The following is a 23,377-nucleotide window of genomic DNA, read 5'->3' on the forward strand; positions in this document are numbered from 1 at the left end:
TTACTCGCTGAGTGCAGGCGCTGCTTGCAGCGCGGCAGCCTGGCCTTGCAGGCCGGCGATGATGAAATCGGTGACGCGTTCGAAATAGGCGTCCAGTTCGATGGGCTCGGCCCAGTGAGCGAAACCGCCCGAGGCGATGCGGGCCATCACGCCGTTGACGCAGGCTTCGACGCCCCACAACAGGTTCTGGCAGTGCGCGGGGGAGAGCTCGCCGAAGCTGCCTCGCAGCAACTGGTTGAACAGAGCCATGTACTGGCCTTCCAGCTCGATGAACTGTTCACGGTAGGGCGCGTCCAGGCGCTCCTGAAAGGCCGGGCGGTCGCATAGCAGACAGAGCTCGGCCTGCAGCGGGTCGGCCAGCAATTGCTCGAAGGCGCGGCGAATCACCCGGCGCATGGCTGCCTGCGGTGATGCCTGGTTCGCGACTTCGCGCAGTTCGCTCAGGTGCCGGCGCGAGCAGTCCAGTACCAGGCGGGCATAGAGCGCCTCCTTGCTGGAAAAGTGCTTGTACACCGTGCCCTTGCCGATGCCGGCGTGAAGCGCCACTTCGGCGATGGTGACGCGGTCCCAGGATTGCTCCTGAAACAGCTGGCGAGCGGATTCGAGCAGGGCGTTTTCCCGTTGCTGGAAGAGTTGATCCTGGTAGCGCATGGGCCTTTCACGGAGAGTTGTGACCGGTGGTCATACTATGACTGTTGGTCACAGTGCGGCAAGGAGGGAGTTGTAACAAGGCACTTGGTGGGGATGGGCGTTCGCCATGGCGTTGGCGATTGGAGAGGTAATCGTAGGTGGTTGGCGACGCTGGAAACACGTTGCGAGACGTGACGCCAGGCGTAGGGTGCGCCATGCGCACCAGGGCGGCGGTAGTGAATGGGTGCGCCATGCGCACCCTGTGTGCGGCCGTCAGCGCGCCACGCTAACCCCTTCGAGGCTGGCGAAGGAGGTGTCCTTGGCGGTGAGCAGGAAGTCGCGCATGAAGGGCGCATCGAGCATGTCGGTGCGGATCGCCGCATAGAGCGTGGCGAACAGGCCCTTTTCCCCCAGGCGCTTGGCGCTGACGTAGCCGCGCGAGCTGTACTCGTGCAGCGCCCAGTTGGGCAGGCCGCACACGCCGCGGCCGCTGGCCACCAGCTGCATCATCATCACCGTCAGCTCCGAGGTGCGCACCTGCGCCGGCTCCACGTCGGCCGGCTCGAGAAAGCGGGTGAAGATATCCAGGCGGTCGCGCTCCACCGGGTAGGTGATGAGGGTTTCCGTGGCCAGATCCAGCGGCTGGATGAAGGCCTTGTGCGCCAGACGGTGCTGGTTGGCCACAGCAAGCATCGCCTCGTAGGTGAACAGCGGCACATAGGTGATGCCGGCCAGCTCGACGGGATCCGAGGTCACCACCAGGTCCAGGTCACCACGGGCCAGCGCCGGCAGCGGGGCAAAGGAGAAGCCCGAGGCCAGGTCCAGTTCCACCTCCGGCCAGGCATCGCGAAACTGGTCGATGGTCGGCATCAACCATTGAAAGCAGCTGTGGCACTCGATGGCCATGTGCAGCCGACCGGCAGTGCCGCCGGCCAGGCGCGCCAGGTCACGCTCGGCGCCGCGCAGCAGCGGCAGGGTGGCGTCGGCCAGCTGCAGCAGGCGCAGGCCGGCGCTGGTGAAGCGTACCGGCTTGGTCTTGCGCACGAACAACTGCAGGCCCAGGCGTTCTTCCAATTCCTTGAACTGGTGCGACAGCGCCGACTGGGTCAGGTGCAGGCGCTCGGCCGCCTCCACCAGGCTGTCGGTTTCGCGCAGGGCGTGCAGGGTTTTCAGATGGCGCAGCTCGAGCATGACGATTCTCTACGAGGGTTTCGCTCATCCAATGTCAGGGCTGGATGAAGGCAGTTCATACAGCCTACATGAGTAAATCTTTAGATCAAGACGAAAATCTTGAGTTTGTCTCACTCGGTGTCGATGCCGAGAATGGCGCCATCTCGATTTCATACTGGAGCGTTCCGACATGGCCCTGTCCCATTCCCTCGGCTTCCCGCGCATTGGCCGCGACCGCGAACTGAAGAAAGCCCTCGAAGCCCACTGGAAAGGTGAACTGGACGAAGCCGGCCTGCGCACCGTTGGTCAGCGCCTGCGGGCCGAGCATTGGCAGCTGCAGAAGGACGCCGGTATCGACCTGCTACCGGTGGGCGATTTCGCCTGGTACGACCAGGTGCTCGCTCATTCCCTGGCCTTCGGCGTGATTCCCGAGCGCTTTCGCCCGGCCGCCGGCAAGCCGGCGCTGGATACCCTGTTCGCCATGGCGCGGGGGGCCGTTGCAAACAAGAGCGGTGGCAGTTGCTGCGGTGGTGCTCACGCGCAGGAGATGACCAAATGGTTCGATACCAACTACCACTATCTGGTGCCGGAATTCAGCGCTGATCAGCAGTTCGCCCTGAGCTGGGAGCAACTGTTCGAGGAAGTGGCTGAGGCGCATGCCCTCGGTCACAGCGTCAAGCCGGTGCTGATCGGCCCGCTGACCTATCTGTGGCTGGGCAAGGAAAAGGGCAGCGACTTCGATCGTCTCGATCTGCTGGAGCGGTTGCTGCCGGTCTATGGCGAGATCTTCCAGCGGTTGGCGGCGCAGGGCGTGGAATGGGTACAGATCGACGAGCCGATCCTGGTGCTGGACCTGCCGCAGGCGTGGAAGAATGCCTTCGAGCGTGCCTACAACCTGATTCAGCGCGAGCCGTGCAAGAAGCTGATCGCCACCTACTTCGGCGGCCTGGAGGACAACCTCGGTCTGGCCGCCAACCTGCCGATGGACGGTCTGCATATCGACCTGGTGCGCGCGCCCGAGCAGTACCCGACCATTCTCGACCGCCTGCCAGCCTATAAAGTGTTGTCGCTGGGCGTGGTCAACGGGCGCAACGTCTGGCGCTGCGATCTGGAGAAGGTGCGCGAGCTGCTGCGCCATGCCCACGAACGTCTTGGCGAGCGCCTGTGGGTCGCGCCGTCCTGTTCGCTGCTGCACAGCCCGGTGGACCTGGAGCGCGAGGATCAGCTGGACGCCGAACTGAAGAGCTGGCTGGCCTTCGCCGTGCAGAAGTGCCAGGAGGTCGCCTTGCTCGGCAGGGCCCTGGAGGCGCCGGATGATGCCTCGGTGCAAGCCGCGCTGGAAGCCAGCCGTGCGGTGCAGGCCGCCCGCGCCGCATCGACGCGCATTCACAAACCTGAGGTGAAGGCGCGTCTGGAGGCGATTCGTCCGCGTCATGCCCAGCGCCAATCGCCGTTCGCCGAACGCATCGCGCAACAACGTGAATGCCTGCAGCTGCCGTTGCTGCCGACCACCACCATCGGCTCCTTCCCGCAAACCTCGGCCATCCGCCTGGCGCGACAGTCGTTCAAGCAGGGCAAGCTGAGTGCGGCCGAGTACACCGAGGCCATGCGCGCCGAAATTCGCCACGCCGTTGAGGTGCAGGAGAACCTTGGTCTGGACGTGCTGGTGCACGGCGAGGCCGAGCGCAACGACATGGTCGAGTACTTCGCCGAGCAGCTCGACGGCTACGCCTTCACCCGCTTCGGCTGGGTGCAGAGCTACGGCTCGCGCTGCGTCAAACCGGCGGTGATAGTCGGCGATCTGAGCCGCCCGCAGGCCATGACCGTGGAGTGGATCAAGTACGCCCAGGGCCTGACCGACAAGCCGATGAAGGGCATGCTGACCGGCCCGGTGACCATGCTGATGTGGTCCTTCCCGCGCGAGGACGTCTCCCGCGAAGCGCAGGCGCGACAGCTGGCGCTGGCCATTCGCGACGAGGTGGTGGATCTGGAGGCGGCGGGTATCCGCATCATCCAGATCGACGAGGCGGCGTTCCGCGAGGGGCTGCCGCTGCGCCAGGCGGCCTGGCAAGGCTACCTGGACTGGGCGACCGAGGCCTTCCGCCTGACCGCCAGTGGGGTGCGCGACGAGACGCAGATCCACACCCACATGTGCTACAGCGAGTTCAACGATGTGATCGAGTCCATCGCCGCCATGGACGCCGATGTCATCACCATCGAGACCTCGCGTTCTGACATGGAGCTGCTGGAGGCTTTCGAGCGCTTCGACTACCCCAACGAGATCGGCCCGGGCGTCTACGACATCCACTCGCCGCGCGTGCCGGACAGCGCCGAGATGGCCGGTCTGTTGCGCAAGGCGGCGCGGCGTATCCCGCTCGAGCGCCTGTGGGTCAACCCCGATTGCGGCCTGAAGACCCGTGCCTGGCCGGAGACCGAGGCGGCGCTGGTGAACATGGTGGCGGCGGCCAGGCAGTTGCGTGCCGAACTGGCCTGACCGTTCTCTCGGCCCGGCGAACGCCCCTTGCACAGGTATGTGAAGGGCGTTCCCGACGCTCTTGATGGCGCCTGCCGTCACCTGGGAAGCGACCGCTCGTCCCCCTTCATCAAACTGTCATGCTTGTGTGGCAGCGCCGTCGAACGTCTTTCATCAGACTCGCGTTTCAGTGGGGTTCTGCGTTTCTGGTGTTTCCATGCGTGCGTTCATTTTCTTCGCCGCGCTGCTGTGCGGCCTGCCGTCCTTTGCGGCCAATCATTGCGACCTGTCCGAGCCGACCCGTTACGCGGAGGTGGGCGACGTGCGCCTGGCCTACCAGAGCGTTGGCAGTGAGCACGATCCGGCATTGCTGCTGATCATGGGGCTCGGTGGGCAACTGATCCACTGGCCCGACGAAGTCGTTGAACGCCTGTGTCAGCAGGGTTTTCGCGTGGTGCGTTTCGATAATCGCGATGTCGGTCTGAGCGTCTGGCAGAAGCCGGCCCCGAGCATCAATCTGGCTTACGAGGTGCTGCGCTACCGACTGGGGCTGTCGCTCGGCGCGCCGTACCACCTGCGTGACATGGCTGGCGACGCGCTGGGGTTGATGGACAGTCTCGATGTCGATGCCTTCCACGTGCTGGGCGCGAGCATGGGCGGCATGATCGCCCAGCACCTGGCCGATCTGGCGCCGCAGCGCGTGCTCAGCCTGACGCTGGTGATGACCAGTTCCGGCGCCCAGGGCCTGCCTGCACCCAGCGATGCCCTGGTGGCGCTATTGGCCCGACGCGAGGCCGGCAGCCGGGAGGCGGCCCTGCAGCAGCAGGCCGACCTGCTCGCCGCGTTGGGCAGCCCGGCGGTACGTGATGATCGGGCGATGCTGCTGCATCAGGCCGAACTGGCTTATGACCGTGCCTTCAACCCCGAGGGCGTGCAGCGACAGTTGCTGGCGATCCTGGCCGAATCGAGTCGGGTCGAACTGCTCAACCGCCTGCAGGTGCCGACGCTGGTGGTGCATGGCACCGCCGATCCCTTGCTGCCGGTGATGCATGGTGTGCACGTGGCGGCGCACATAAAAGGTGCCGAGCTCAAGCTGATTCCGGGCCTGGCTCACCGTTTTCAGGATGCTTTCAAGGAGCCGTTGCTGGCCGCGGTGCTGCCGCACCTGGCAGCACACCGCAGTGATCTGGGGCTGGCGCGTCTGTGAGGCGAGGGGCGCTCACAGCTCCTGGTTGTGCTTGATCGCTTCGCGGCGTTGCAGCTGGTCGATGTGCTCGCTGCTGTGGCGTAGCAGCTTGTCGGCCATGGCCATGCGCTCGATGTAGCGGACGATGCTCTGCTCGGCATCGTGGCGTGAGGTGAAGGGGCCTTCCAGCGTGCCCTCGCGCGTGGCGAAGAAGTACTGGCCATTGACGGCGCTCAGGCGCGAGCTGCGGTAATGCGTGCCGGGCTGGGGGTCGACGTTGCGTTGGCCGAACATGACGAGAGCTCCATCTGCAGGTGCTGGATGATCTGAGTCTACTGCGCGCGCCGCGCGGCGTAGGGGCAGGCGACCAATGGTCGAAATTGCCGACCTGATCGCAGTTTTTGGTGGTATTTCCAGGATCTTGACGCCGGAGAGCTGACGTCTTCTCGCCGCTGACAGGTACAGTTACGGCTGGGAGCGGGGTGGAACTGTTACTGTGTCTATCTCCCTGCCTTCCCTAGAATGACCTGCTGCGGCTGGCAAGCTCTGCCGGCCGCGAGCTAGAGGTCACCATGCACATTTCTTCCGGCCGTTGGCTATACGGCCTGCTGCTCGCCCTGACCACGTCCGTGTTGTGGGGCATCCTGCCGATCAAACTGAAAGAAGTTCTTCAGGTGATGGACCCGATCACCGTCACCTGGTACCGCCTGGCGGTGGCCGGTTCGCTGTTGCTGGCCTACCTCGCCGCCTCGCGTCGTTTGCCGCGCTTTCGCCCGCTGGGCCGCAAGGGCGGCTGGCTGCTGGCGCTGGCCGTCGCCGGGCTGACCGCCAACTACGTGCTCTATCTGATGGGGCTCAACCTGCTCAGCCCGGGCACCACGCAACTGGTGATCCAGGTGGCGCCGATTCTGCTGCTGATCAGCAGCCTGTTCGTTTTCCGCGAGCGGTTCAGCCTGGGCCAGGCGATTGGCCTGCTGGTGATGCTGCTGGGCTTCGGCCTGTTCTTCAACCAGCGCCTGGGCGAGCTGCTGACTTCGCTGACCACCTACACCACGGGTGTGCTCACCGTGCTGGCGGCTGCTTTCGTCTGGACCTTCTACGGCCTGGCGCAGAAGCAGTTGCTGACGCTGTGGAGTTCGGTGCAGGTGATGATGGTGATCTACCTGGCCTGCGCACTGCTGCTGACGCCCTGGGCGCATCCGCTGCAAGTGCTGGAGTTGAGCCCGCTGCAGGGCTGGTTGCTGCTCGCCTGCTGCCTGAACACTCTGGTGGCTTACGGGGCCTTCGCCGAGGCGCTGGCGCACTGGGAGGCCTCCAGGGTCAGCGCGACCCTGGCCCTGACGCCACTGGTGACCTTCGTTTCGGTGGCCCTGGCGGCGAGCTGGTGGCCCGACCACGTGCTGCCCGAGCAGGTCAACTGGATCGCCTACGCCGGTGCGGTGGTGGTGGTCCTCGGTTCGGCGCTGACCGCCCTTGGGCCATCGATCATGGCCAGCTGGCGTGCGCGAGCGGCCTCCATACACCTTGACGAGACGGAGCGAGAGCAATGGACGAAATGAAGCAGGGCAACAAGCTGGCCGAGATCAACCGCAAGATCCTCGCACCGGGGGAGTCGTTACCGGCGGTGACGCTGCAGGACGGCAGCCGCGTGCAGACCGGTACGGTGGCCGCCATGCTGCATAACATCGGGCTTTACGACCAGGGCGCGCGCGGCGAGGTCGAGCGCGAGCTGCGCCTGGCGGTGCCGACCTTGTGCCGCGTCGGCCTGTTCCGCCTGTTCAGCCCCGAAGAATGGATGGCCAGTGCTACCAGCCCGGGGCGCCGCTTCGTTGGCGAGCAGGCGCGCGACTATCTGGCTGCGAGCGCTCCGGAGAACGTCACGCCCTGAGACCCAGTGCCTCGGCCTTGCGCAGCCAGTTCTGGCGTTGCTGTTCGTCGGACGGGCGCACCGGTGCGAATTCGGTCAGGCGGCGGGTTTTGATACCGCAGAAGCCGAGGATGGTACGCACCATCTGCCGATGCGCCGGCGCGCCGTAGATCCAGCGGAAGTACCAGCGAGGCGTATCCATGGTCACCAGCAGGTCGGCGCTGCGCCCGCTGAGCAGTTTGTCCCACAGCTGTGAGCGATTGCGATAGCGGAAGGCGAAGCCGGGCAGAAATACCCGGTCGAAGAAGCCCTTGAGCAGTGCCGGCAGGCCGCCCCACCAGACCGGATAGACGAGCACCAGGTGCTCGGCCCAGTGGATCAGGCGCTGGGCCTCGAGCAGATCCGGCTCCAGGGATTGGCTCTGGTCGTAGCCGTCGCGCAGTATCGGGTCGAACTGCATCTCGCCCAGCCTGAGCTGGCGCACCACATGGCCCTTGCTGCGTGCGCCGTGGCTGTAGGCCTCGGCCAAGGCATGGCAGAGGCTGTCCTTCTTCGGCGTGCCGAGAATCAGCAGGATTCGCTTGCCGTCGCCTTCCAGCGGGGTGGCGCCGCTCTTGCCCTCAGTCATGCCGACCGGCTCCGAGCATGTCCTGCGGGCGAACCCATTGCTCGAACTGTTCTTCGGTCAGGTAGCCGAGCTGCAGCGCGGCCTGGCGCAGGGTGCTGCCCTCGGCATAGGCCGTCTTGGCGATCTCCGCGGCCTTGTCATAGCCGATATGCGGGTTCAGCGCGGTCACCAGCATCAGGCCGTTTTCCAGGTGCGCGGCCATCTGCGCGGCGTCCGGCTGCAGTTCGGCCACGCAGTGCTGCTGGAAGTTGCGGCAACCGTCGGCGAGCAGGCGGATCGACTGCAGCAGGTTGTGGATGATCACCGGTTTGAACACGTTGAGCTGCAGGTGCCCTTGGCTGGCGGCGAAGCCGATGGTGGCGTCGTTGCCCAGCACCTGGCAGGCGAGCATCGACAGCGCTTCGCACTGGGTCGGGTTGACCTTGCCGGGCATGATCGAGCTGCCCGGCTCGTTGGCCGGCAGGCGCACCTCGGCAAGCCCGGCGCGCGGGCCGGAGCCGAGCAGGCGCAGGTCGTTGGCCAGCTTCATCAGCGCCACGGCCAGGGTTTTCAGGGCCCCGGAGAGCTGCACCAGTGGCTCGTGACCGGACAGCGCGGCGAACTTGTTCGGCGCGCTGGTCAGCGGCAGGCCGGACAGTGCGGCGAGCTCGGCGGCAATGGCCTCGGCGAAGCCGGCCGGGGCGTTGAGCCCTGTGCCGACGGCTGTGCCACCCTGGGCCAGCTCGCAGACGGCGGGCAGGGCGGCGCGGATCGCTGCTTCGGCATGGCCAAGCTGGGCGACGAAGGCGGAAAGCTCCTGGCCGAAGGTGATGGGTGTGGCGTCCATCATGTGGGTGCGCCCGGTCTTGACCAGGTTGGCGTGACGCTGCGCCTGCTCTTGCAGACCGTCGCGCAGCTCGGCCAGCGCCGGCAGCAGGCAATGACGCACGCCTTGGACGGCGGCGATATGCATGGCGGTGGGGAAGCAGTCGTTGGAGCTTTGTGCGCGGTTGACGTGATCGTTGGGGTGCACCGGGCTCTTCCCGCCACGGCTGCCGCCGGCCAGTTCGTTGGCGCGGCCGGCGATCACCTCGTTGACGTTCATGTTGCTCTGCGTGCCGCTGCCGGTCTGCCAGACCACCAGGGGAAACTGCGCGTCATGCTGGCCATCGAGCACTTCGTCCGCAGCCTGTTCGATCAACCGGGCGATGTCGGCCGGCAGCTCGCCGCTGCGGCTGTTGACCCGTGCGGCGGCCTTCTTGATCAGCGCCAGGGCGTGCAGCACCGCCATGGGCATGCGCTCCTGGCCGATGGCGAAGTTGATCAGCGAGCGCTGGGTCTGGGCGCCCCAATAGGCTTCGTTGGGGACCTCGATGGGGCCGATACTGTCGGTTTCGGTGCGGCTCATGGCGTTCTCCGGGGGCAATTGCAAGGTTGCTGGCAGTTTAGGTCGTGCCGCCCGGTACTGGTTCCGCAACTTATCTATCGCGCCTATTACCAGCGGGCGTGCGTCTCGCCCAGCCAGCCGAGGGCGCCATCCACCGGCACGCGTTCGCCCTTGGGGCCGCGCAGTACACCGCTGTAATGGCCGAAGCGCTGGATGGTATTGGCATGGAAGGGGCCGAGCTTGGGACAGGCTTTGTGCAGCTGGCGCGGGGTGAAGCGCAGGGCCACGCGATCGTCCTCGCTGTCCAGGCGCCACGGGGCCAGCGGCGCCTGCGAGCTGCGTTCGATGTGCAGCGGGCTGTCGAGCAATTGCAGTTCGCCACCGAACCACAGGGCATTTTCCGAGAGCCCGCTGTAGTCCAGCCAGCCGGAGCCGAAATTCCCGGCGATGCCGCCAGCGGCGGCAAAGGCCGCGCGCTGCCAGTAGCTGTTCAGTGGCCAGACGCCACGGCCGAAATCCAGGGCGGCGAAGCTATGCCCGGGCACGCAGCTGTACTGTTTGCGCCCCAGCTGCACGCTGCCGGCCGCCGGCAGGCCGAGTTGGCGGCTGGTGGCGTGGAAACCGCCGCCCTGCAGAGGGGCGACCAGGTTGATCGACTGCAGGTGGGCCGGGCGCTGAATGTCCAGTGCGACCTGCAGCGGCTGGCCGCCGATGTCCGGCGCGGTGGCGGAGAGACGAAGGCGCCCGGAATGCTCATCGATGCGCAGTTGCAGGCGCGAGTGATTGAAGGCGTGGCTTTCCAGCGGCAGATCGGGCAGCTGGCAGCCCAGGCCGAAGGGGCGGAGCTGGGTATGGGCCACGGACTGGCCGCTGTCCAGATCGAGGAAGTAGGCGGCGCCGTAGCCCACGTAGTCGAGATCGGCGAGGGTCAGCGCAAGCATCCATTGCGGCGTGGTGATGCACCAGTGATTCCAGCGTTTGCGTCGGCCGGCGTGGCCGTGCAGGGTACAGTCCACCTGCGGGCGACTCGACCAGCCGATGGCCTCGTCCAGCAGTCGCCCTTTGCTGTCGCAAAGCCGCTGGAGCGGAAAGGTGGCGTGTGAGGCGAGACTGGTCATCGGGCACGTCCGTGTGTGTGCGCGGGTTGGCGATCAGGTGCCGGAGCGGGCGCTGCGCAAGCCGTTGGTATGGAAAGCGGAGATCGCAAGCATGCAGAGCCAACTCAAGCATGAGCAAGTACTGGCAATTTGGCAACTGACCAGTGGGTGCGCCAGTGGGCAGCCTGTCTGTGAGGTGGTGCACAAATCGCGTCTCTTGAGGGATTTTGGCGCAGGGCACAAAATGCCGGCACCGCAGTCTACCCAGACTCATTCATAGCCCTGGACGCCTTCTCATGCTCCGTTTCTCCCAACTCTGCACCGCCGTTCTGCTCAGCGCGAGCGCATCCCTGGCCATGGCCGATGCCGCCAGTCACGCCGCCGATGCCGAGCGTTTCCTCAAGCTGGCCCACGCCGACAAGCTGACCGTGCCGGTGTACGGCCAGGTGCAGCAGATGTTCGCCCAGCGTTTCGCCGAGGCGCCGAATGGCAAGAAGGCGGTGCTGGAAAGCTATCAGGCCAAGGCCAATGCCGCGCTGGACAAGGCGGTGGGCTGGGACAAGCTCAAGCCGGACATGGTCAAGCTCTACACCAGCAACTTCAACGAGCAGGAGCTCAAGGACCTGATCGCTTTCTACGAATCGCCGCTGGGGCAGAAGGTGCTGCAGAAGATGCCGACCCTGACCGCGCAGTCCGCGCAGATCACCCAGAGCAAGCTGGAAACCGCCGTGCCCGAGGTGAACAAGCTGCTGGCGGACATGAGCAGCGAGCTCGGCCTGCCGAAACAACCCTGATGGAGCCCACGATGTCCAAGCAAGACCTGATCACCGCCGCCCTGGCCGCGTTGCAACCCGAGCACCTGGAGGTGCTGGACGAGAGCCACATGCACAGCCGCGGTCTGGAGACCCACTACAAGGCGGTGATCGTCAGCCCGGCGTTCGCCGGGCTGAATGCGGTGAAGCGACATCAGAAGGTCTACGCCACCGTTGGCGAACTGATGGGGCAGATCCATGCCTTGGCCCTGCATACCTATACCCCGCAGGAATGGGCAGAGCAGGGCGCAGCCCCGGCCTCGCCGACCTGCCGCGGCGGGCATTGAGGTAGCCGGATGCAATCCGGGGACGACCTGCGGCAGTTCCCGGATTGCATCCGGGCTACGTGACAGGCTGTCGCGCCTTGTCGCCAACCCGCCCCGGCGATTCTCTGCTTTGCTACAATCGCTCCCGCGCCGGCCCACGCCGGCGCTTTCGTTTAGATTCTCGATCCAGCGAGCTAGAGCCATGCAAGGCAAAAGCAGGCGAGGAAGCGCAGTGTACTTTTGTACTTGAGCATTCCGAGCCTGTTTTTAACGCAGCAGGGCCGACGCGCAGCTGATCGAAGTCCAGTCCGCCCTTTACGTGGGCGACTACTGAGAGAACTGTTCATGACCGACAAGATCGTCGTCGCGGCGCTGTATAAATTCGTCTCCCTGCCGGACTACCAGGCGCTACGCGAACCCCTGCTGCAAACCCTGCTCGACAACGGCATCAAGGGCACCCTGCTGCTCGCCGAAGAGGGCATCAACGGCACCGTGTCCGGCAGCCGCGCCGCCATCGATGCGCTGCTCGCCTGGTTCCGCCAGGACGCCCGCCTGGCCGATATCGACCACAAGGAATCCTACTGCGATGAGCAGCCGTTCTATCGCACCAAGGTCAAGCTGAAGAAGGAAATCGTCACCCTCGGCGTGCCGGGCGTTGACCCCAACCAGCGTGTCGGCACCTACGTCGAGCCGCAGGACTGGAACGCCCTGATCAGCGACCCCGAGGTGCTGCTGATCGACACGCGCAACGACTACGAGGTGGCCATCGGCACCTTCGAGGGCGCCATCGACCCCAAGACCAAGTCGTTCCGCGAGTTTCCCGAGTACGTCAAGGCCCACTTCGATCCGAGCAAGCACAAGAAGGTGGCGATGTTCTGCACCGGTGGCATCCGCTGCGAGAAGGCCTCCAGCTACATGCTCGGCGAGGGGTTCGAGGAGGTCTATCACCTCAAGGGCGGCATCCTCAAATACCTCGAGGAAGTGCCGCAGGAGCAGACCAAGTGGCGCGGCGACTGCTTCGTCTTCGACAACCGCGTGACCGTGCGCCACGACCTGTCCGAAGGCGACTACGATCAGTGCCACGCCTGCCGCAATCCGATTTCCGTGGAAGATCGCCAGTCCGAGTACTACAGCCCCGGCGTCAGTTGCCCGCATTGCTGGGATTCGCTGCCGGAGAAGACCCGTGAAAGCGCCCGCGAGCGGCAGAAGCAGATCGAGCTGGCCCGTGCGCGCAACCAGCCGCACCCCATCGGCCGCGACCCCCGCCAACTGAACGAGGCCTGACCATGGCTAGCCGCCTGCTCTACGTGATGGACCCGATGTGCTCCTGGTGCTGGGGCTTCGCACCCGTGGTCGAAGCCCTCGCCGAGCAGGCGGCTGCGGCCGGCGTGCCGCTGCAGATCGTGGTGGGTGGCCTGCGCCGCGATCAGGTGGCGATCGATGCGGCAGCGCGGGTGCGTTACCTGGGCTACTGGCAGGCGGTCAACGCCAGCACCGGGCAGCTGTTCGACTTCGACCACGGCCTGCCCGAGGGCATGGTGTACGACACCGAGCCGGCCTGCCGTGCGCTGGTCACCGCACGCCAGCTCGATGCGCCCAGCGCCTGGACCCTGCTCAAGCTGATCCAGCAGGCCTTCTACACCGAGGGTGCCGATGTCACCCAGGCCAGCGTGCTGGTGGAGTTGGCGGAGCGGGCCGGCATTCCGCGTATCGAATTCGCCGAGGCCTTCGACAGTCAGGCCATGGTTGATGCCACCGCTGCCGATTTCGCCTGGGTGCAGGATCTGGGCATCGCCGGTTTCCCCACCTTGCTGGCCGAGCGCGAAGGCCAGCTGGCGCTGCTGACCAACGGCTATCAGCCGCTCGAGGCGCTTTCGCCGCTGCTGGAACGCTGGCTGGAGCGCGCTGCCAATGCCTGATCGGTTGAGCTGGGCAGAAGTCCGTCGCCTGGCCCTGCGTCACAAGAAAGCGCTGATCCTGGCCAATCTGGTTGCCGTGCTGGCGACCCTGTGCAGCGTGCCGATCCCGCTGCTGTTGCCGCTGCTGGTGGACGAAGTGCTGCTGCATGACGGCGATGCGGCGCTCAAGGTGATGGACAACTTCCTGCCCGCCGAGTGGGAAACCGCCGCCGGCTACATCGGCCTGATGCTGCTGCTGACCCTGCTGCTGCGCGGCTCGGCGCTGATCTTCAACGTGCTGCAGGCGCGGCTGTTCGCCAGGCTGTCGAAGGACATCGTCTACCGCATCCGCATGCGCCTGATCGAACGGCTCAAGCGCATTTCCCTCGGCGAGTACGAGAGCCTGGGCGGCGGCACCGTGACCACCCACCTGGTCACCGATCTGGACACCCTGGACAAGTTCGTCGGCGAGACCCTCAGCCGCTTCCTGGTGGCGATCCTGACCCTGGTCGGCACCTCGGCCATCCTGATCTGGATGCACTGGCAACTGGCCCTGCTGATCCTGCTGTTCAACCCGCTGGTGATCTACGCCACCGTGCTGCTGGGCAAGAAGGTCAAGCACCTGAAGAAGCTGGAGAACGACAGCACCTCGCGCTTTACCCAGGCGCTGACCGAGACTCTGGATGCGATCCAGGAAGTGCGCGCCGGCAACCGCCAGGGCTACTTCCTCGGCCGCCTCGGCGGGCGGGCGCGCGAGGTGCGCGACTACGCCGTGGCCTCGCAGTGGAAGAGCGATGCCTCCAACCGCGCCAGCGGCCTGCTGTTCCAGTTCGGTATCGACGTGTTCCGCGCCGCGGCGATGCTCACCGTGCTGTTCTCCGACCTGTCCATCGGCCAGATGCTCGCGGTGTTCAGCTACCTGTGGTTCATGATCGGCCCGGTGGAGCAGCTGCTCAGCCTGCAGTACGCCTTCTATGCCGCCGGTGGTGCGCTGACGCGGATCAACGAGCTGCTGGCGCGCCAGGACGAGCCGCAGTACGCCGGGCGCGTCGACCCTTTCAAGGGGCGCGACACGGTCGGTATCGAGGTGCAGGGGCTGACCTTCGCCTATGGCGAGGAACCGGTGCTCGACCGGCTCGACCTGTCCATCGCTCCAGGCGAGAAGGTGGCCATCGTCGGTGCCTCCGGCGGCGGCAAGAGCACCCTGGTGCAGCTGCTGCTGGGCCTGTATACGCCGCAGGCCGGCAGCATCCGCTTCGGCGGCAGTGCGCTGGAGGAGATCGGCCTGGACTGCGTGCGCGACAACGTCGCGGTGGTGTTGCAGCACCCGGCGCTGTTCAACGACACGGTGCGCGCCAACCTGTGCATGGGCCGTGAGCGCAGCGACGAGGCCTGCTGGCGTGCGCTGGAGATTGCCCAGTTGGCACCGACCATCCAGGCGCTGCCGCAGGGGCTGGACAGCGTGGTCGGGCGCAGTGGCGTGCGTCTTTCCGGCGGCCAGCGTCAGCGCCTGGCCATTGCCCGCATGGTGCTGGCCGAGCCCCGGGTGGTGATCCTCGACGAAGCCACCTCGGCGCTGGACGCTGCCACCGAATACGCCCTGCACGAAGCGCTGGCGCAGTTCCTCAGCGGCCGTACCACGCTGATCATCGCCCACCGCCTGAGCGCCGTGAAGCAGGCCGATCGCGTGCTGGTGTTCGATGGCGGCAGCGTCGCCGAGGACGGTGACCACCAGCAGCTGATCGCCGATGGCGGTCTCTACGCCAAGCTCTACGGGCATCTGCAGCAGGGTTGATTGCACCGCTCCAACCTTCAGTTCGCTGCACTTTGCCCTCGGCGCCGGGGTGGCTGGTGAAATCCGCCAGCCCCCTGAAAAGCTGCTGGCACCGCTCTGTCACCGCCTTCCTGCCGATCCTGGAGACAACCGCGGCAGCTCGTCTGGCAGGCTGTCGAACCACTCTGGCAAGAAAACCTTACGCATTTGCAGGGGTAGCCATGCTGCCAGCCTGGCTGTAAGAAAAACTTGCCAAGGCTTTGCGGCCAGCGACCTGCCCGAGCCATCGCACCGCCTTGTTCGCCGTCTGCCATCGGGTTGTCATGGGTTCATCCAAACGCGCCCTGCGGCGCAGCCCACAAAAACAATGAGGAGGCGAGATGAACGCCGTGGCCAAGATCGAGCAGCACAACCCCATCGGAACCGACGGTTTCGAGTTCGTCGAATTCACCGCACCGACCGCCGAAGGCATCGAGCAACTGCGCCAGTTGTTCACCGCCATGGGCTTTACCGAAACCGCCAAGCACCGCTCGAAAGAGGTGTGGCTGTTCCAGCAGAACGACATCAACATCGTGCTCAACGGCAGCCCCACCGGGCACGTGCGCGCCTTCGGCGAGAAGCACGGCCCCAGCGCCTGCGCCATGGCCTTCCGGGTCAAGAACGCCGCCCAGGCCGCGGCCTACGTCGAGCAGCAGGGCGCCAAGCTGGTGGGCAGTCACGCCAATTTCGGCGAGCTGAACATTCCCTGCGTCGAAGGCATCGGCGGCTCGCTGCTGTATCTGGTTGACCGCTATGGCGACAAGACCATCTACGACGTCGACTTCGAGTACATCGAAGGCCGCAGTGCCAACGACAACGCTGTCGGCCTGCAGTGCATCGACCACCTGACCCACAACGTGCGCCGCGGACAGATGGACGTATGGTCCGGCTTCTACGAGCGCATCGCCAACTTCCGCGAGATTCGCTACTTCGACATCGAAGGCAAGCTCACCGGCCTGTTCTCCCGCGCCATGACCGCGCCATGCGGCAAGATCCGCATCCCGATCAACGAGTCGGCCGACGACAAGTCGCAGATCGAGGAATTCATCCGCGAGTACCACGGCGAGGGCATTCAGCACATCGCCCTGTCCACCGACGACATCTACGCCACCGTGCGCCAGCTGCGCGCCAACGGCGTGGACTTTATGACCACCCCGGACACCTATTATGAAAAGGTCGACAGCCGCGTCGCCGGCCATGGCGAGCCGACCGATGTGCTGCGCGAGCTGAACATCCTGATCGACGGAGCGCCGGGCGATGACGGCATCCTGCTGCAGATCTTCACCAACACGGTGATCGGCCCGATCTTCTTCGAGATCATCCAGCGCAAGGGCAATCAGGGTTTCGGCGAGGGCAACTTCAAGGCGCTGTTCGAGTCGATCGAGGAAGACCAGCTGCGTCGCGGTGTGATCTCCGAGGAGTGATGCGATGAGCCGCCAATGGATCCGCTTTCCCCTGCGTGAAGGCGAGTGCTCGCGCCAGGCGCATTGCGACCTGCCGCAGGGCACCTACGAGCGCGAGATGGGCCGTGAGGGCTTCTTCGGCCCCACCGCGCACCTGCACCACAAGCATCCGCCCACCGGCTGGATCGACTGGGAAGGCCCGCTGCGCCCGCATGCGTTCAACTTCAACGACATCCCCAGCGAGCGCGACTGCCCGCTGGCGGCGCCGCTGACCCTGCACAACGCCGATGTGAAGTTGCGTGTGTGGCGCACCCACGGCGCCATGCGCCACCTGGTGCGCAACGCCGACGGCGACGAGTTGCTGTTCGTCCACGAAGGGGCAGGGCACCTGTATTGCGATTTCGGCCATCTGGAGTACCGCGACGGCGATTACCTGCTGATCCCCCGCGGCACCGCCTGGCGCATCGAGGCCAGCACGCCGAGCTACTTCCTGCTGATCGAGAACAGCGACGGCGCCTACCAGCTGCCGGACAAGGGCCTGCTGGGGCCGCAGGCGATCTTCGACCCCGCCGTGCTCGATCATCCGCGGCTCGACGAGGCCTTCAAGGCGCAGCAGGACGAGAACACCTGGCAGATCAGGATCAAGCGGCGCAATCAGATCAGCACCGTGACCTACCCGTACAACCCGCTGGACGTGGTCGGCTGGCACGGCGACAACACCGTGGTGCGCCTGAACTGGCGTGACATCCGTCCGCTGCTCAGTCATCGCTATCACCTGCCGCCGTCGGCGCACACCACCTTCGTCGCCAACGGCTTCGTGGTCTGCACCTTCACCCCGCGGCCGGTCGAATCCGACCCCGGCGCGCTCAAGGTGCCGTTCTATCACAACAACGACGACTACGACGAAGTGCTGTTCTATCACCGCGGCAACTTCTTCAGCCGCGACAACATCGAGGCTGGGATGGTCACTCTGCACCCCTGCGGTTTCCCCCACGGGCCGCACCCCAAGGCGCTGAAAAAGAGCCAGGAGGACCCGGCGACCTTCATCGACGAGGTGGCGGTGATGATCGACACCCGCCGCGCGCTGGAAGTGGCCGATGCCGCCGGCGCGGTGGACGTGGCCGAGTACGTCAACTCCTGGCGCGCGCCGGGGTTGTAGGACGCGCGGGGCCGCCTAGGCTGTGCGCCCGATGACTGATTGCAATGGTGCGCACAGCGCACCCTACGAGGTTTGAACATGAAACTCGCATCACTGAACCAGGGCCGCGACGGCGTGCTCGTCGTGGTCTCCCGCGACCTGGCCCGCGCCGTGCGCGTACCGCAGATCGCCGCCACCCTGCAGGCCGCGCTGGACGACTGGGCCGTGACCCGGCCCAAGCTCGAAGCGGTCTATCAGCGTCTCAACGACGGTCTGGAGGAGGGCGCCTTCGCCTTCGATCAGGCCGCTTGCCACAGCCCGCTGCCGCGTGCCTACCACTGGGCCGACGGCAGCGCCTATGTCAATCACGTCGAGCTGGTGCGCAAGGCGCGTGGCGCCGAGATGCCGGAATCCTTCTGGCACGACCCGCTGATGTACCAGGGCGGCGCCGATGCCTTTATCCCGCCGCACAGCCCGATCCGCCTGGCCGACGAAGCCTGGGGCATCGACCTGGAAGCCGAGCTGGCAGTGATCACCGACGACGTGCCGATGGGCGCCACGCCGGCTGAAGCGGCAGGCCATATCCGCCTGCTGATGCTGGTCAACGACGTGTCGCTGCGCAACCTGATCCCTGGCGAGCTGGCCAAGGGCTTCGGCTTCTACCAGAGCAAGCCGTCGTCGAGCTTCTCGCCGGTGGCCATCACCCCGGACGAGCTGGGCGACAGCTGGAAGGACGGCAAGGTGCACCGGCCGCTGGTCTCGCACATCAACGACGCGCTGTTCGGCCAGCCGAACGCCGGCGTGGACATGACCTTCAACTTCCCCACCCTGGTCGCCCACGCCGCCAAGACCCGCCCGCTGGGCGCCGGCACCATCATCGGTTCGGGCACCGTGTCCAACTACGACCGCAGCGCGGGCTCTTCCTGCCTGGCGGAAAAGCGCATGCTGGAAATCGTCGAGCAGGGCGAGGCGAAGACGCCGTTCCTCAAGTTCGGCGATCGGGTGCGTATCGAGATGTTCGACGTAGCCGGGCAGAGCATCTTCGGCGCCATCGATCAGGTGGTGGAAAAGTATGAGTAGCCCGGATGAAATCCGGGAAATTCCCAGGCCAGCCCCGGATTGCATCCGGGCTACGGGGGATGATCGATGCTGAAACTCTATGGCTACTGGCGCTCCAGCGCCGCCTACCGCGTGCGTATCGCCCTGAACCTCAAGGGCCTGGCTTACCAGCAGGTGCCGGTGCACCTGGTCAAGGATGGCGGGCAGCAGCACGGCGCCGACTACCGCGCGTTGAACCCGCAGGGGCTGCTGCCGCTGCTGGTGGACGAGGAGAACGGCGGCGTACGCATCGCCCAGTCCCTGGCGATCATCGAATACCTCGAGGAAATCTTCCCGGTACCGGCGCTGCTGCCGGCCGATCCGGCCGAGCGCGCCCAGGTGCGGGCGCTGGCGCTGCACATCGCCTGCGATGTGCATCCGCTGAACAACCTGCGCGTGCTGCAGTACCTGTCCAGCGAGCTGGGCGCCTCCGACGAGGCGAAGAACGCCTGGTACAGGCACTGGGTCGGCCTCGGCCTGGCGGCGGTGGAAGAGGGGCTGGCGGCCTTCGACGGTCGTCTGTCGCTTGGCGAGCGGCCGGGATATCTGGAAGCCTGTCTGATCCCGCAGCTGTATAATGCGCGGCGTTTTAACTGTGACCTTGCCGCGTACCCACGCATTCTCGCCCTGGCGGCGCGCTGCGAACCCCTGCAGGCCTTCCAACAGGCCGCGCCGGAGGTGCAGCCCGACGCTCAGTGAGCCCGGTTGGCTTCGCCCACCGAGCCCAGGCGAACCCGGCCCGATAAAAGCCTTGCATTCCGCTGCGCCACAAGCGCGGCGGGTCCGATTCTCGTCACAGATAAAAACAAACAGGTGACGCATGACCCGTGAAAAACCCAAGAACCTCTGGCTCTCGCGCTGGGGCTTCATCCTCGCTGCAACCGGCTCGGCCGTGGGCCTGGGCAATATCTGGAAGTTCCCCTACATCACCGGCGAGTACGGCGGCGGCGCCTTCGTGCTGATGTACCTGGCGTGCATCCTGGCCATCGGCATTCCGGTGATGATGACCGAGATCGCCATCGGCCGCCGCGGCCGCGGCAGCCCCATCGATGCTATCGGCCGGGTGGTACGCGAGAACCAGGGCAACCCGCTGTGGAAGGCGGTCGGCGGCATGGCCATGCTCGCCGGTTTCATGATCCTGTGTTTCTACGTGGTGGTGGCCGGCTGGGCCTTCGCCTACACCTGGAAGATGCTCGACGGCTCGCTGGCCGCCACCAGCGTCGAGGCGCTCGGCGGGGTGTTCGAGGCGCACAACGCCAACCCCTGGCAGCTCGGCGGCTGGAGTGTGCTGGTGGCGCTGCTGACCCTGTGGATCGTGGCCAAGGGCGTGCAGCAGGGCATCGAGAACGCCGTGCGCTGGATGATGCCGGGGCTGGCGCTGATGCTGATCGTGCTGGTCGGCTACGCCTTCACCAGCGGTAGCTTCCACGCCGGGTTCGACTTCCTGTTCCATTTCGATGCCTCGAAGATCACCGGCGAGGCGTTGCTGGCCGCATTGGGCCATGCCTTCTTCACCCTCAGCCTGGCCTCGGGCGCCATCCTCACCTACGGCTCCTACATCCCCGACGGCCAGTCCATCGCACGCACCACCTTTCTCGTGGCGATCTGCGACACCTGCGTGGCGCTGCTGGCGGGGCTGGCGATCTTCCCGATCATCTTCGCCAATGGCATGAGCCCGGGCGCAGGGCCGGGGCTGATCTTCATGAGCCTGCCGCTGGCCTTCCAGCAGATGCCGCTGGGCACCGCCTTCGGCGTGCTGTTCTTCGCCATGGTGTCGATCGCCGCGCTGACCTCGGCCATCTCCATGATCGAGGCCACCGTCGCCTACCTGAACGAAAAACACGGTATCAGCCGTCTGAAGTCCGCTGCCTTGGCCGGTGCCGTGCTGCTGGTCATCAGCCTGCTGGCCATGCTGTCGTTCAACCTGCTGGCCGGCTGGACGCCGCTGGGCAAGAACGTCTTCGACTGGCTGGACTACCTGACCTCGCGCTGGATGATGCCGCTGGGCGGAATCTGCATGGCGATCCTCGCCGGCTACGTGCTCAATCGCGAGATCATGCGCGACGAGCTGGACCTGCCGCCGCTGGGTTATGCGCTGTGGCTGTTCATGGTGCGTTACGTCAGCCCGGTGCTGATCATGGTGGTGTTCCTCCACGCCCTGGGCTGGCTGCTGTTCGATCCGGTGGCGCAGTGGTACTGGATCGCCGGCGCCATCGGCCTGCTGACGGTCGCCGGCGAGGTGCTGCGGCCACGCGTGGTGCCGGTGCTGGCCGGTCGCTGAGTCTGGCGGCAGATCGAGGCGCAGCTCCGCGAGGGGCTGCGCCTTTTTTGTGGGCGGCGAAAATTCGCCAGTAATTCGGCGTCAATAAGCGGATAGTTGCCGAGCGGGGCCGGGTCATCGTCCGGCAGCGGCTATGCTCAAAGAAGCGAATTGGCGAATTGCCAGTACTCAAGCAGGGTGCCCCTCCTGCCGATACCTGGGTTTCGGTTTGGCACAGCAGTTGCGTTGCCTTCCGACCAGGCTGCGCTCACGAGGTGCGGTCCTATAAGAAGAACCCTGGAGTTGCCCCTATGTTTGAACCTGCCGCACGTCTGTTCGCCAACCTTGCCGTTGGCAAGAAACTCTTCATCGGCTTCGGTCTGGTATTGCTGCTCACCGCAGCCATGACCGGCAGCGGCTTTCTTGCCGTGCAAGCCGTGCTGCAGGGGCACGCCCAGGTCGGCCAGCTGGCACAGGTCAACCAGGAGATTCTCCAGGCCCGCCGCCTGGAACGCAGTTTCGCCATCGAGCAGACCCCGCAGAGCGCGGAGCGCGTGCGGGCCAGCCTGCTTCAGGTGCAGGGACTGCTCGACCAGCTCGCGCAGAACGGTTCGGGCGCCAGCTCGCGCAATCAGACCATGCAGCAGGCCGTGGCCGAGTACCTCAAGCAGTTCGACAACTATGTCGAGCAGCAGGACAAGGCGCGCGAGGCGCGCCGCGACATGCGCGCCGCCGCCGCGGAAACCCGCGACCAGTTCGAGGTGATCGAACTGGACATGTACGACGCCGTGCGCGAGCTGCGTCTGCAGGGCGACCGCCTGCGTGGCAGCGATCCGCTGACCCTGGCCGAGACCGCCTCCGGTCTGAGCAAGCGCATGCTCGACCTGCGTGGTCATGAAAGCCTGTACATCATCGACGGTTCGGCCGAGGCGCTGGAGGAGTGGGAGTACGTCAGCGAAGACCTGCAGACCGTGGCCCGCAGCCTGATGGTATGGCTCAACGACGACCAGAAAGGCGCCATCGACACCGCCTTGCAGGCGCTGACCCTGTACCAGCGCTCGTTCCTCTACTACCAGCAGCTGCGTGAGCAGAACCAGGCGACGGAAAACGCCATGATCGAACGCGCGCGTTCCGTGGTGGACCTGGCCGAAGCCGCCCAGGCCGCGGCCGAGCAGGGCATGCTCGACGACAGTCAACGCGCCTTGGTGATGCTCGGCATCATGGGCGCCGCAGCGGTGGTGCTGGGCCTGTGCGCAGCCCTGCTGATCACCCGCCTGATCGTTGTGCCGCTGCGCCAGAGCGTCAGCTTCGCCCAGCGCATCGCCAGTGGCGATCTGAGTCAGGACATTCCCCAGCAGCGCAGCGACGAGGTCGGCCAGTTGTTTGCCGCCATGCAGGACATGACCCTCAGCCTACGCAACCTGGTCGGCCGTATCGGTGGCGGCGTCGGGCAGATCGCCGCCGCTGCCGAGCAGCTGTCGGCCATCACCGCGCAGACCAGTGCCGGTGTGCAGACGCAGAAGCTGGAAACCGAACAGACCGCCACCGCCATGCACCAGATGGCCGCCACCGTGCAGGAGGTGGCGCAGAACGCCGAGCAGGCCTCGCTGGCCGCACGCGACGCCGATCTGGAGGCGCAGCAGGGCAATCGCGTGGTGCAGCAGGCAGTGGATCAGATCGACAGCCTGGCCAGCGAGGTGGAACAGTCGGCCGAGGCCATCGCTGCGCTGAACCAGGAGAGCGCGCGTATCGGCAGCGTCCTGGAAGTGATCCGCAACGTCGCCGAGCAGACCAACCTGCTGGCGCTCAACGCCGCCATCGAAGCCGCGCGGGCGGGTGAGCAGGGCCGCGGCTTCGCCGTGGTCGCCGACGAGGTGCGGGCGCTGGCCAAGCGGGCCCAGGACAGCACCGAAGAGATCGAGAGCCTGATCGCCGGTCTGCAGCGCATGGCCAAGGGCGCCGTGCAGCAGATGGACAGCAGCCGCGAGCTGACTCGCCGCACCGTCGAGCTGGCGGGCGAGGCGGGCGATGCGCTGGGACGCATCACGCAGGCGGTGAGCACCATCGAGCAGATGAACCAGCAGATCGCCGCCGCCGCCGAGGAGCAGAGCGCGGTGGCCGAGGCGATCAACGAAAGCGTGACCCGCGTGCGCGACATCGGCGAGCAGAGCGCCGCCGCCACCGAGCAGACCGCCGCCTCCAGCGCCGAACTGGCGCGCCTGGGCGGGGAGCTGCAGGAGCTGGTGCGGCAGTTCCGCACGTAGGGTGCGCC

The 23,377-nt window shown here is 65.9% G+C and carries 21 protein-coding genes; 15 read left to right on the forward strand and 6 right to left on the reverse strand.

Annotation, left to right across the window (positions count from 1 at the left end):
- Positions 1 to 651: a TetR/AcrR family transcriptional regulator gene (locus N7333_RS11830; RefSeq protein WP_012018204.1), complete on the reverse strand. Its 651-nt coding sequence runs from the start codon at positions 649 to 651 to the stop codon at positions 1 to 3.
- Between the two features lie 252 nt (positions 652 to 903).
- Positions 904 to 1,821 (reverse strand): transcriptional regulator MetR, encoded by a 918-nt coding sequence (metR, locus tag N7333_RS11835; protein ID WP_012018205.1) that lies wholly within the window; start codon positions 1,819 to 1,821, stop codon positions 904 to 906.
- Between the two features lie 169 nt (positions 1,822 to 1,990).
- On the opposite strand from metR, the gene metE reads away from it, so the two are divergent.
- Together metE and N7333_RS11845 are read left to right on the forward strand one after the other, a co-directional pair.
- Positions 1,991 to 4,294, forward strand: a complete 2,304-nt coding sequence (gene metE, locus N7333_RS11840; protein WP_129482054.1) for a 5-methyltetrahydropteroyltriglutamate--homocysteine S-methyltransferase — start codon at positions 1,991 to 1,993, stop codon at positions 4,292 to 4,294.
- Positions 4,295 to 4,490: 196 nt separating this feature from the next.
- Complete coding sequence (locus N7333_RS11845; RefSeq protein WP_012018207.1) at positions 4,491 to 5,480, forward strand: alpha/beta hydrolase; 990 nt, start codon at positions 4,491 to 4,493, stop codon at positions 5,478 to 5,480.
- Between the two features lie 12 nt (positions 5,481 to 5,492).
- On the opposite strand, the gene N7333_RS11850 is transcribed toward N7333_RS11845, so the two are convergent.
- A complete protein-coding gene (locus N7333_RS11850; RefSeq protein ID WP_003245089.1) occupies positions 5,493 to 5,753 on the reverse strand; it encodes a DUF6316 family protein in 261 nt (86 codons plus the stop codon).
- Positions 5,754 to 6,031: 278 nt separating this feature from the next.
- On the opposite strand from N7333_RS11850, the gene N7333_RS11855 reads away from it, so the two are divergent.
- Both N7333_RS11855 and N7333_RS11860 read left to right on the forward strand, forming a co-directional pair.
- The gene (locus N7333_RS11855; protein WP_012018208.1) at positions 6,032 to 7,018 is read left to right on the forward strand and encodes a DMT family transporter; all 987 of its coding nucleotides are present in this window, start codon (positions 6,032 to 6,034) and stop codon (positions 7,016 to 7,018) included.
- On the forward strand, positions 7,006 to 7,347 hold the full coding sequence (locus tag N7333_RS11860) for a hypothetical protein (protein WP_129482055.1): 342 nt from the start codon (positions 7,006 to 7,008) through the stop codon (positions 7,345 to 7,347). The genes N7333_RS11855 and N7333_RS11860 overlap by 13 nt, the downstream gene beginning before the upstream one ends.
- On the opposite strand, the gene N7333_RS11865 is transcribed toward N7333_RS11860, so the two are convergent.
- The 3 genes from N7333_RS11865 to N7333_RS11875 form a co-directional block, all read right to left on the reverse strand.
- Complete coding sequence (locus tag N7333_RS11865) at positions 7,337 to 7,954, reverse strand: NAD(P)H-dependent oxidoreductase (RefSeq protein ID WP_012018210.1); 618 nt, start codon at positions 7,952 to 7,954, stop codon at positions 7,337 to 7,339. The two genes, N7333_RS11860 and N7333_RS11865, sit on opposite strands and share 11 nt — an antisense overlap.
- Positions 7,947 to 9,341, reverse strand: a complete 1,395-nt coding sequence (locus N7333_RS11870) for a class II fumarate hydratase (protein ID WP_129482056.1) — start codon at positions 9,339 to 9,341, stop codon at positions 7,947 to 7,949. The genes N7333_RS11865 and N7333_RS11870 overlap by 8 nt, the downstream gene beginning before the upstream one ends.
- 86 nt (positions 9,342 to 9,427) lie before the next feature.
- Entirely contained in the window at positions 9,428 to 10,438 is a 1,011-nt protein-coding gene (locus N7333_RS11875) for a DUF2804 domain-containing protein (RefSeq protein ID WP_012018211.1), read from the reverse strand.
- Positions 10,439 to 10,713: 275 nt separating this feature from the next.
- Between N7333_RS11875 and N7333_RS11880 the strand changes: the two genes are divergently transcribed.
- The 11 genes from N7333_RS11880 to N7333_RS11930 all read left to right on the forward strand — a co-directional run bounded on the left by N7333_RS11880 (position 10,714) and on the right by N7333_RS11930 (position 23,369).
- Positions 10,714 to 11,211, forward strand: coding sequence for a DUF2059 domain-containing protein (locus N7333_RS11880; protein ID WP_003245078.1), 498 nt, complete (start codon positions 10,714 to 10,716; stop codon positions 11,209 to 11,211).
- Positions 11,212 to 11,222: 11 nt separating this feature from the next.
- Positions 11,223 to 11,516: a BolA family protein gene (locus N7333_RS11885; RefSeq protein WP_090425922.1), complete on the forward strand. Its 294-nt coding sequence runs from the start codon at positions 11,223 to 11,225 to the stop codon at positions 11,514 to 11,516.
- 324 nt (positions 11,517 to 11,840) lie between these two features.
- Positions 11,841 to 12,779 (forward strand): rhodanese-related sulfurtransferase, encoded by a 939-nt coding sequence (locus N7333_RS11890; RefSeq protein WP_003245074.1) that lies wholly within the window; start codon positions 11,841 to 11,843, stop codon positions 12,777 to 12,779.
- 2 nt (positions 12,780 to 12,781) lie between these two features.
- Positions 12,782 to 13,414: a DsbA family protein gene (locus tag N7333_RS11895; RefSeq protein ID WP_129482057.1), complete on the forward strand. Its 633-nt coding sequence runs from the start codon at positions 12,782 to 12,784 to the stop codon at positions 13,412 to 13,414.
- On the forward strand, positions 13,407 to 15,188 hold the full coding sequence (locus N7333_RS11900) for an ABC transporter ATP-binding protein (RefSeq protein WP_012018214.1): 1,782 nt from the start codon (positions 13,407 to 13,409) through the stop codon (positions 15,186 to 15,188). The genes N7333_RS11895 and N7333_RS11900 overlap by 8 nt, the downstream gene beginning before the upstream one ends.
- Positions 15,189 to 15,547: 359 nt before the next feature.
- Positions 15,548 to 16,630: a 4-hydroxyphenylpyruvate dioxygenase gene (gene hppD / locus N7333_RS11905; protein WP_003245067.1), complete on the forward strand. Its 1,083-nt coding sequence runs from the start codon at positions 15,548 to 15,550 to the stop codon at positions 16,628 to 16,630.
- A gap of 4 nt (positions 16,631 to 16,634) precedes the next feature.
- Positions 16,635 to 17,768 (forward strand): homogentisate 1,2-dioxygenase, encoded by a 1,134-nt coding sequence (locus N7333_RS11910; RefSeq protein WP_129482058.1) that lies wholly within the window; start codon positions 16,635 to 16,637, stop codon positions 17,766 to 17,768.
- Positions 17,769 to 17,846: 78 nt separating this feature from the next.
- Positions 17,847 to 18,827, forward strand: coding sequence for a fumarylacetoacetate hydrolase family protein (locus tag N7333_RS11915; protein ID WP_012018216.1), 981 nt, complete (start codon positions 17,847 to 17,849; stop codon positions 18,825 to 18,827).
- 66 nt (positions 18,828 to 18,893) lie between these two features.
- Positions 18,894 to 19,544, forward strand: a complete 651-nt coding sequence (maiA, locus tag N7333_RS11920; RefSeq protein ID WP_129482059.1) for a maleylacetoacetate isomerase — start codon at positions 18,894 to 18,896, stop codon at positions 19,542 to 19,544.
- Between the two features lie 121 nt (positions 19,545 to 19,665).
- A complete protein-coding gene (locus N7333_RS11925; RefSeq protein ID WP_129482060.1) occupies positions 19,666 to 21,126 on the forward strand; it encodes a sodium-dependent transporter in 1,461 nt (486 codons plus the stop codon).
- 290 nt (positions 21,127 to 21,416) lie between these two features.
- Positions 21,417 to 23,369 carry a methyl-accepting chemotaxis protein gene (locus tag N7333_RS11930; RefSeq protein ID WP_129482061.1) on the forward strand — a complete coding sequence of 651 codons (1,953 nt, stop codon included), beginning with the start codon at positions 21,417 to 21,419 and terminating at the stop codon, positions 23,367 to 23,369.
- Positions 23,370 to 23,377: the final 8 nt, after the last annotated feature.

This window comes from Pseudomonas sp. GD04158 (assembly GCF_029834875.1).
Lineage (GTDB): Bacteria > Pseudomonadota > Gammaproteobacteria > Pseudomonadales > Pseudomonadaceae > Aquipseudomonas > Aquipseudomonas hydrolytica.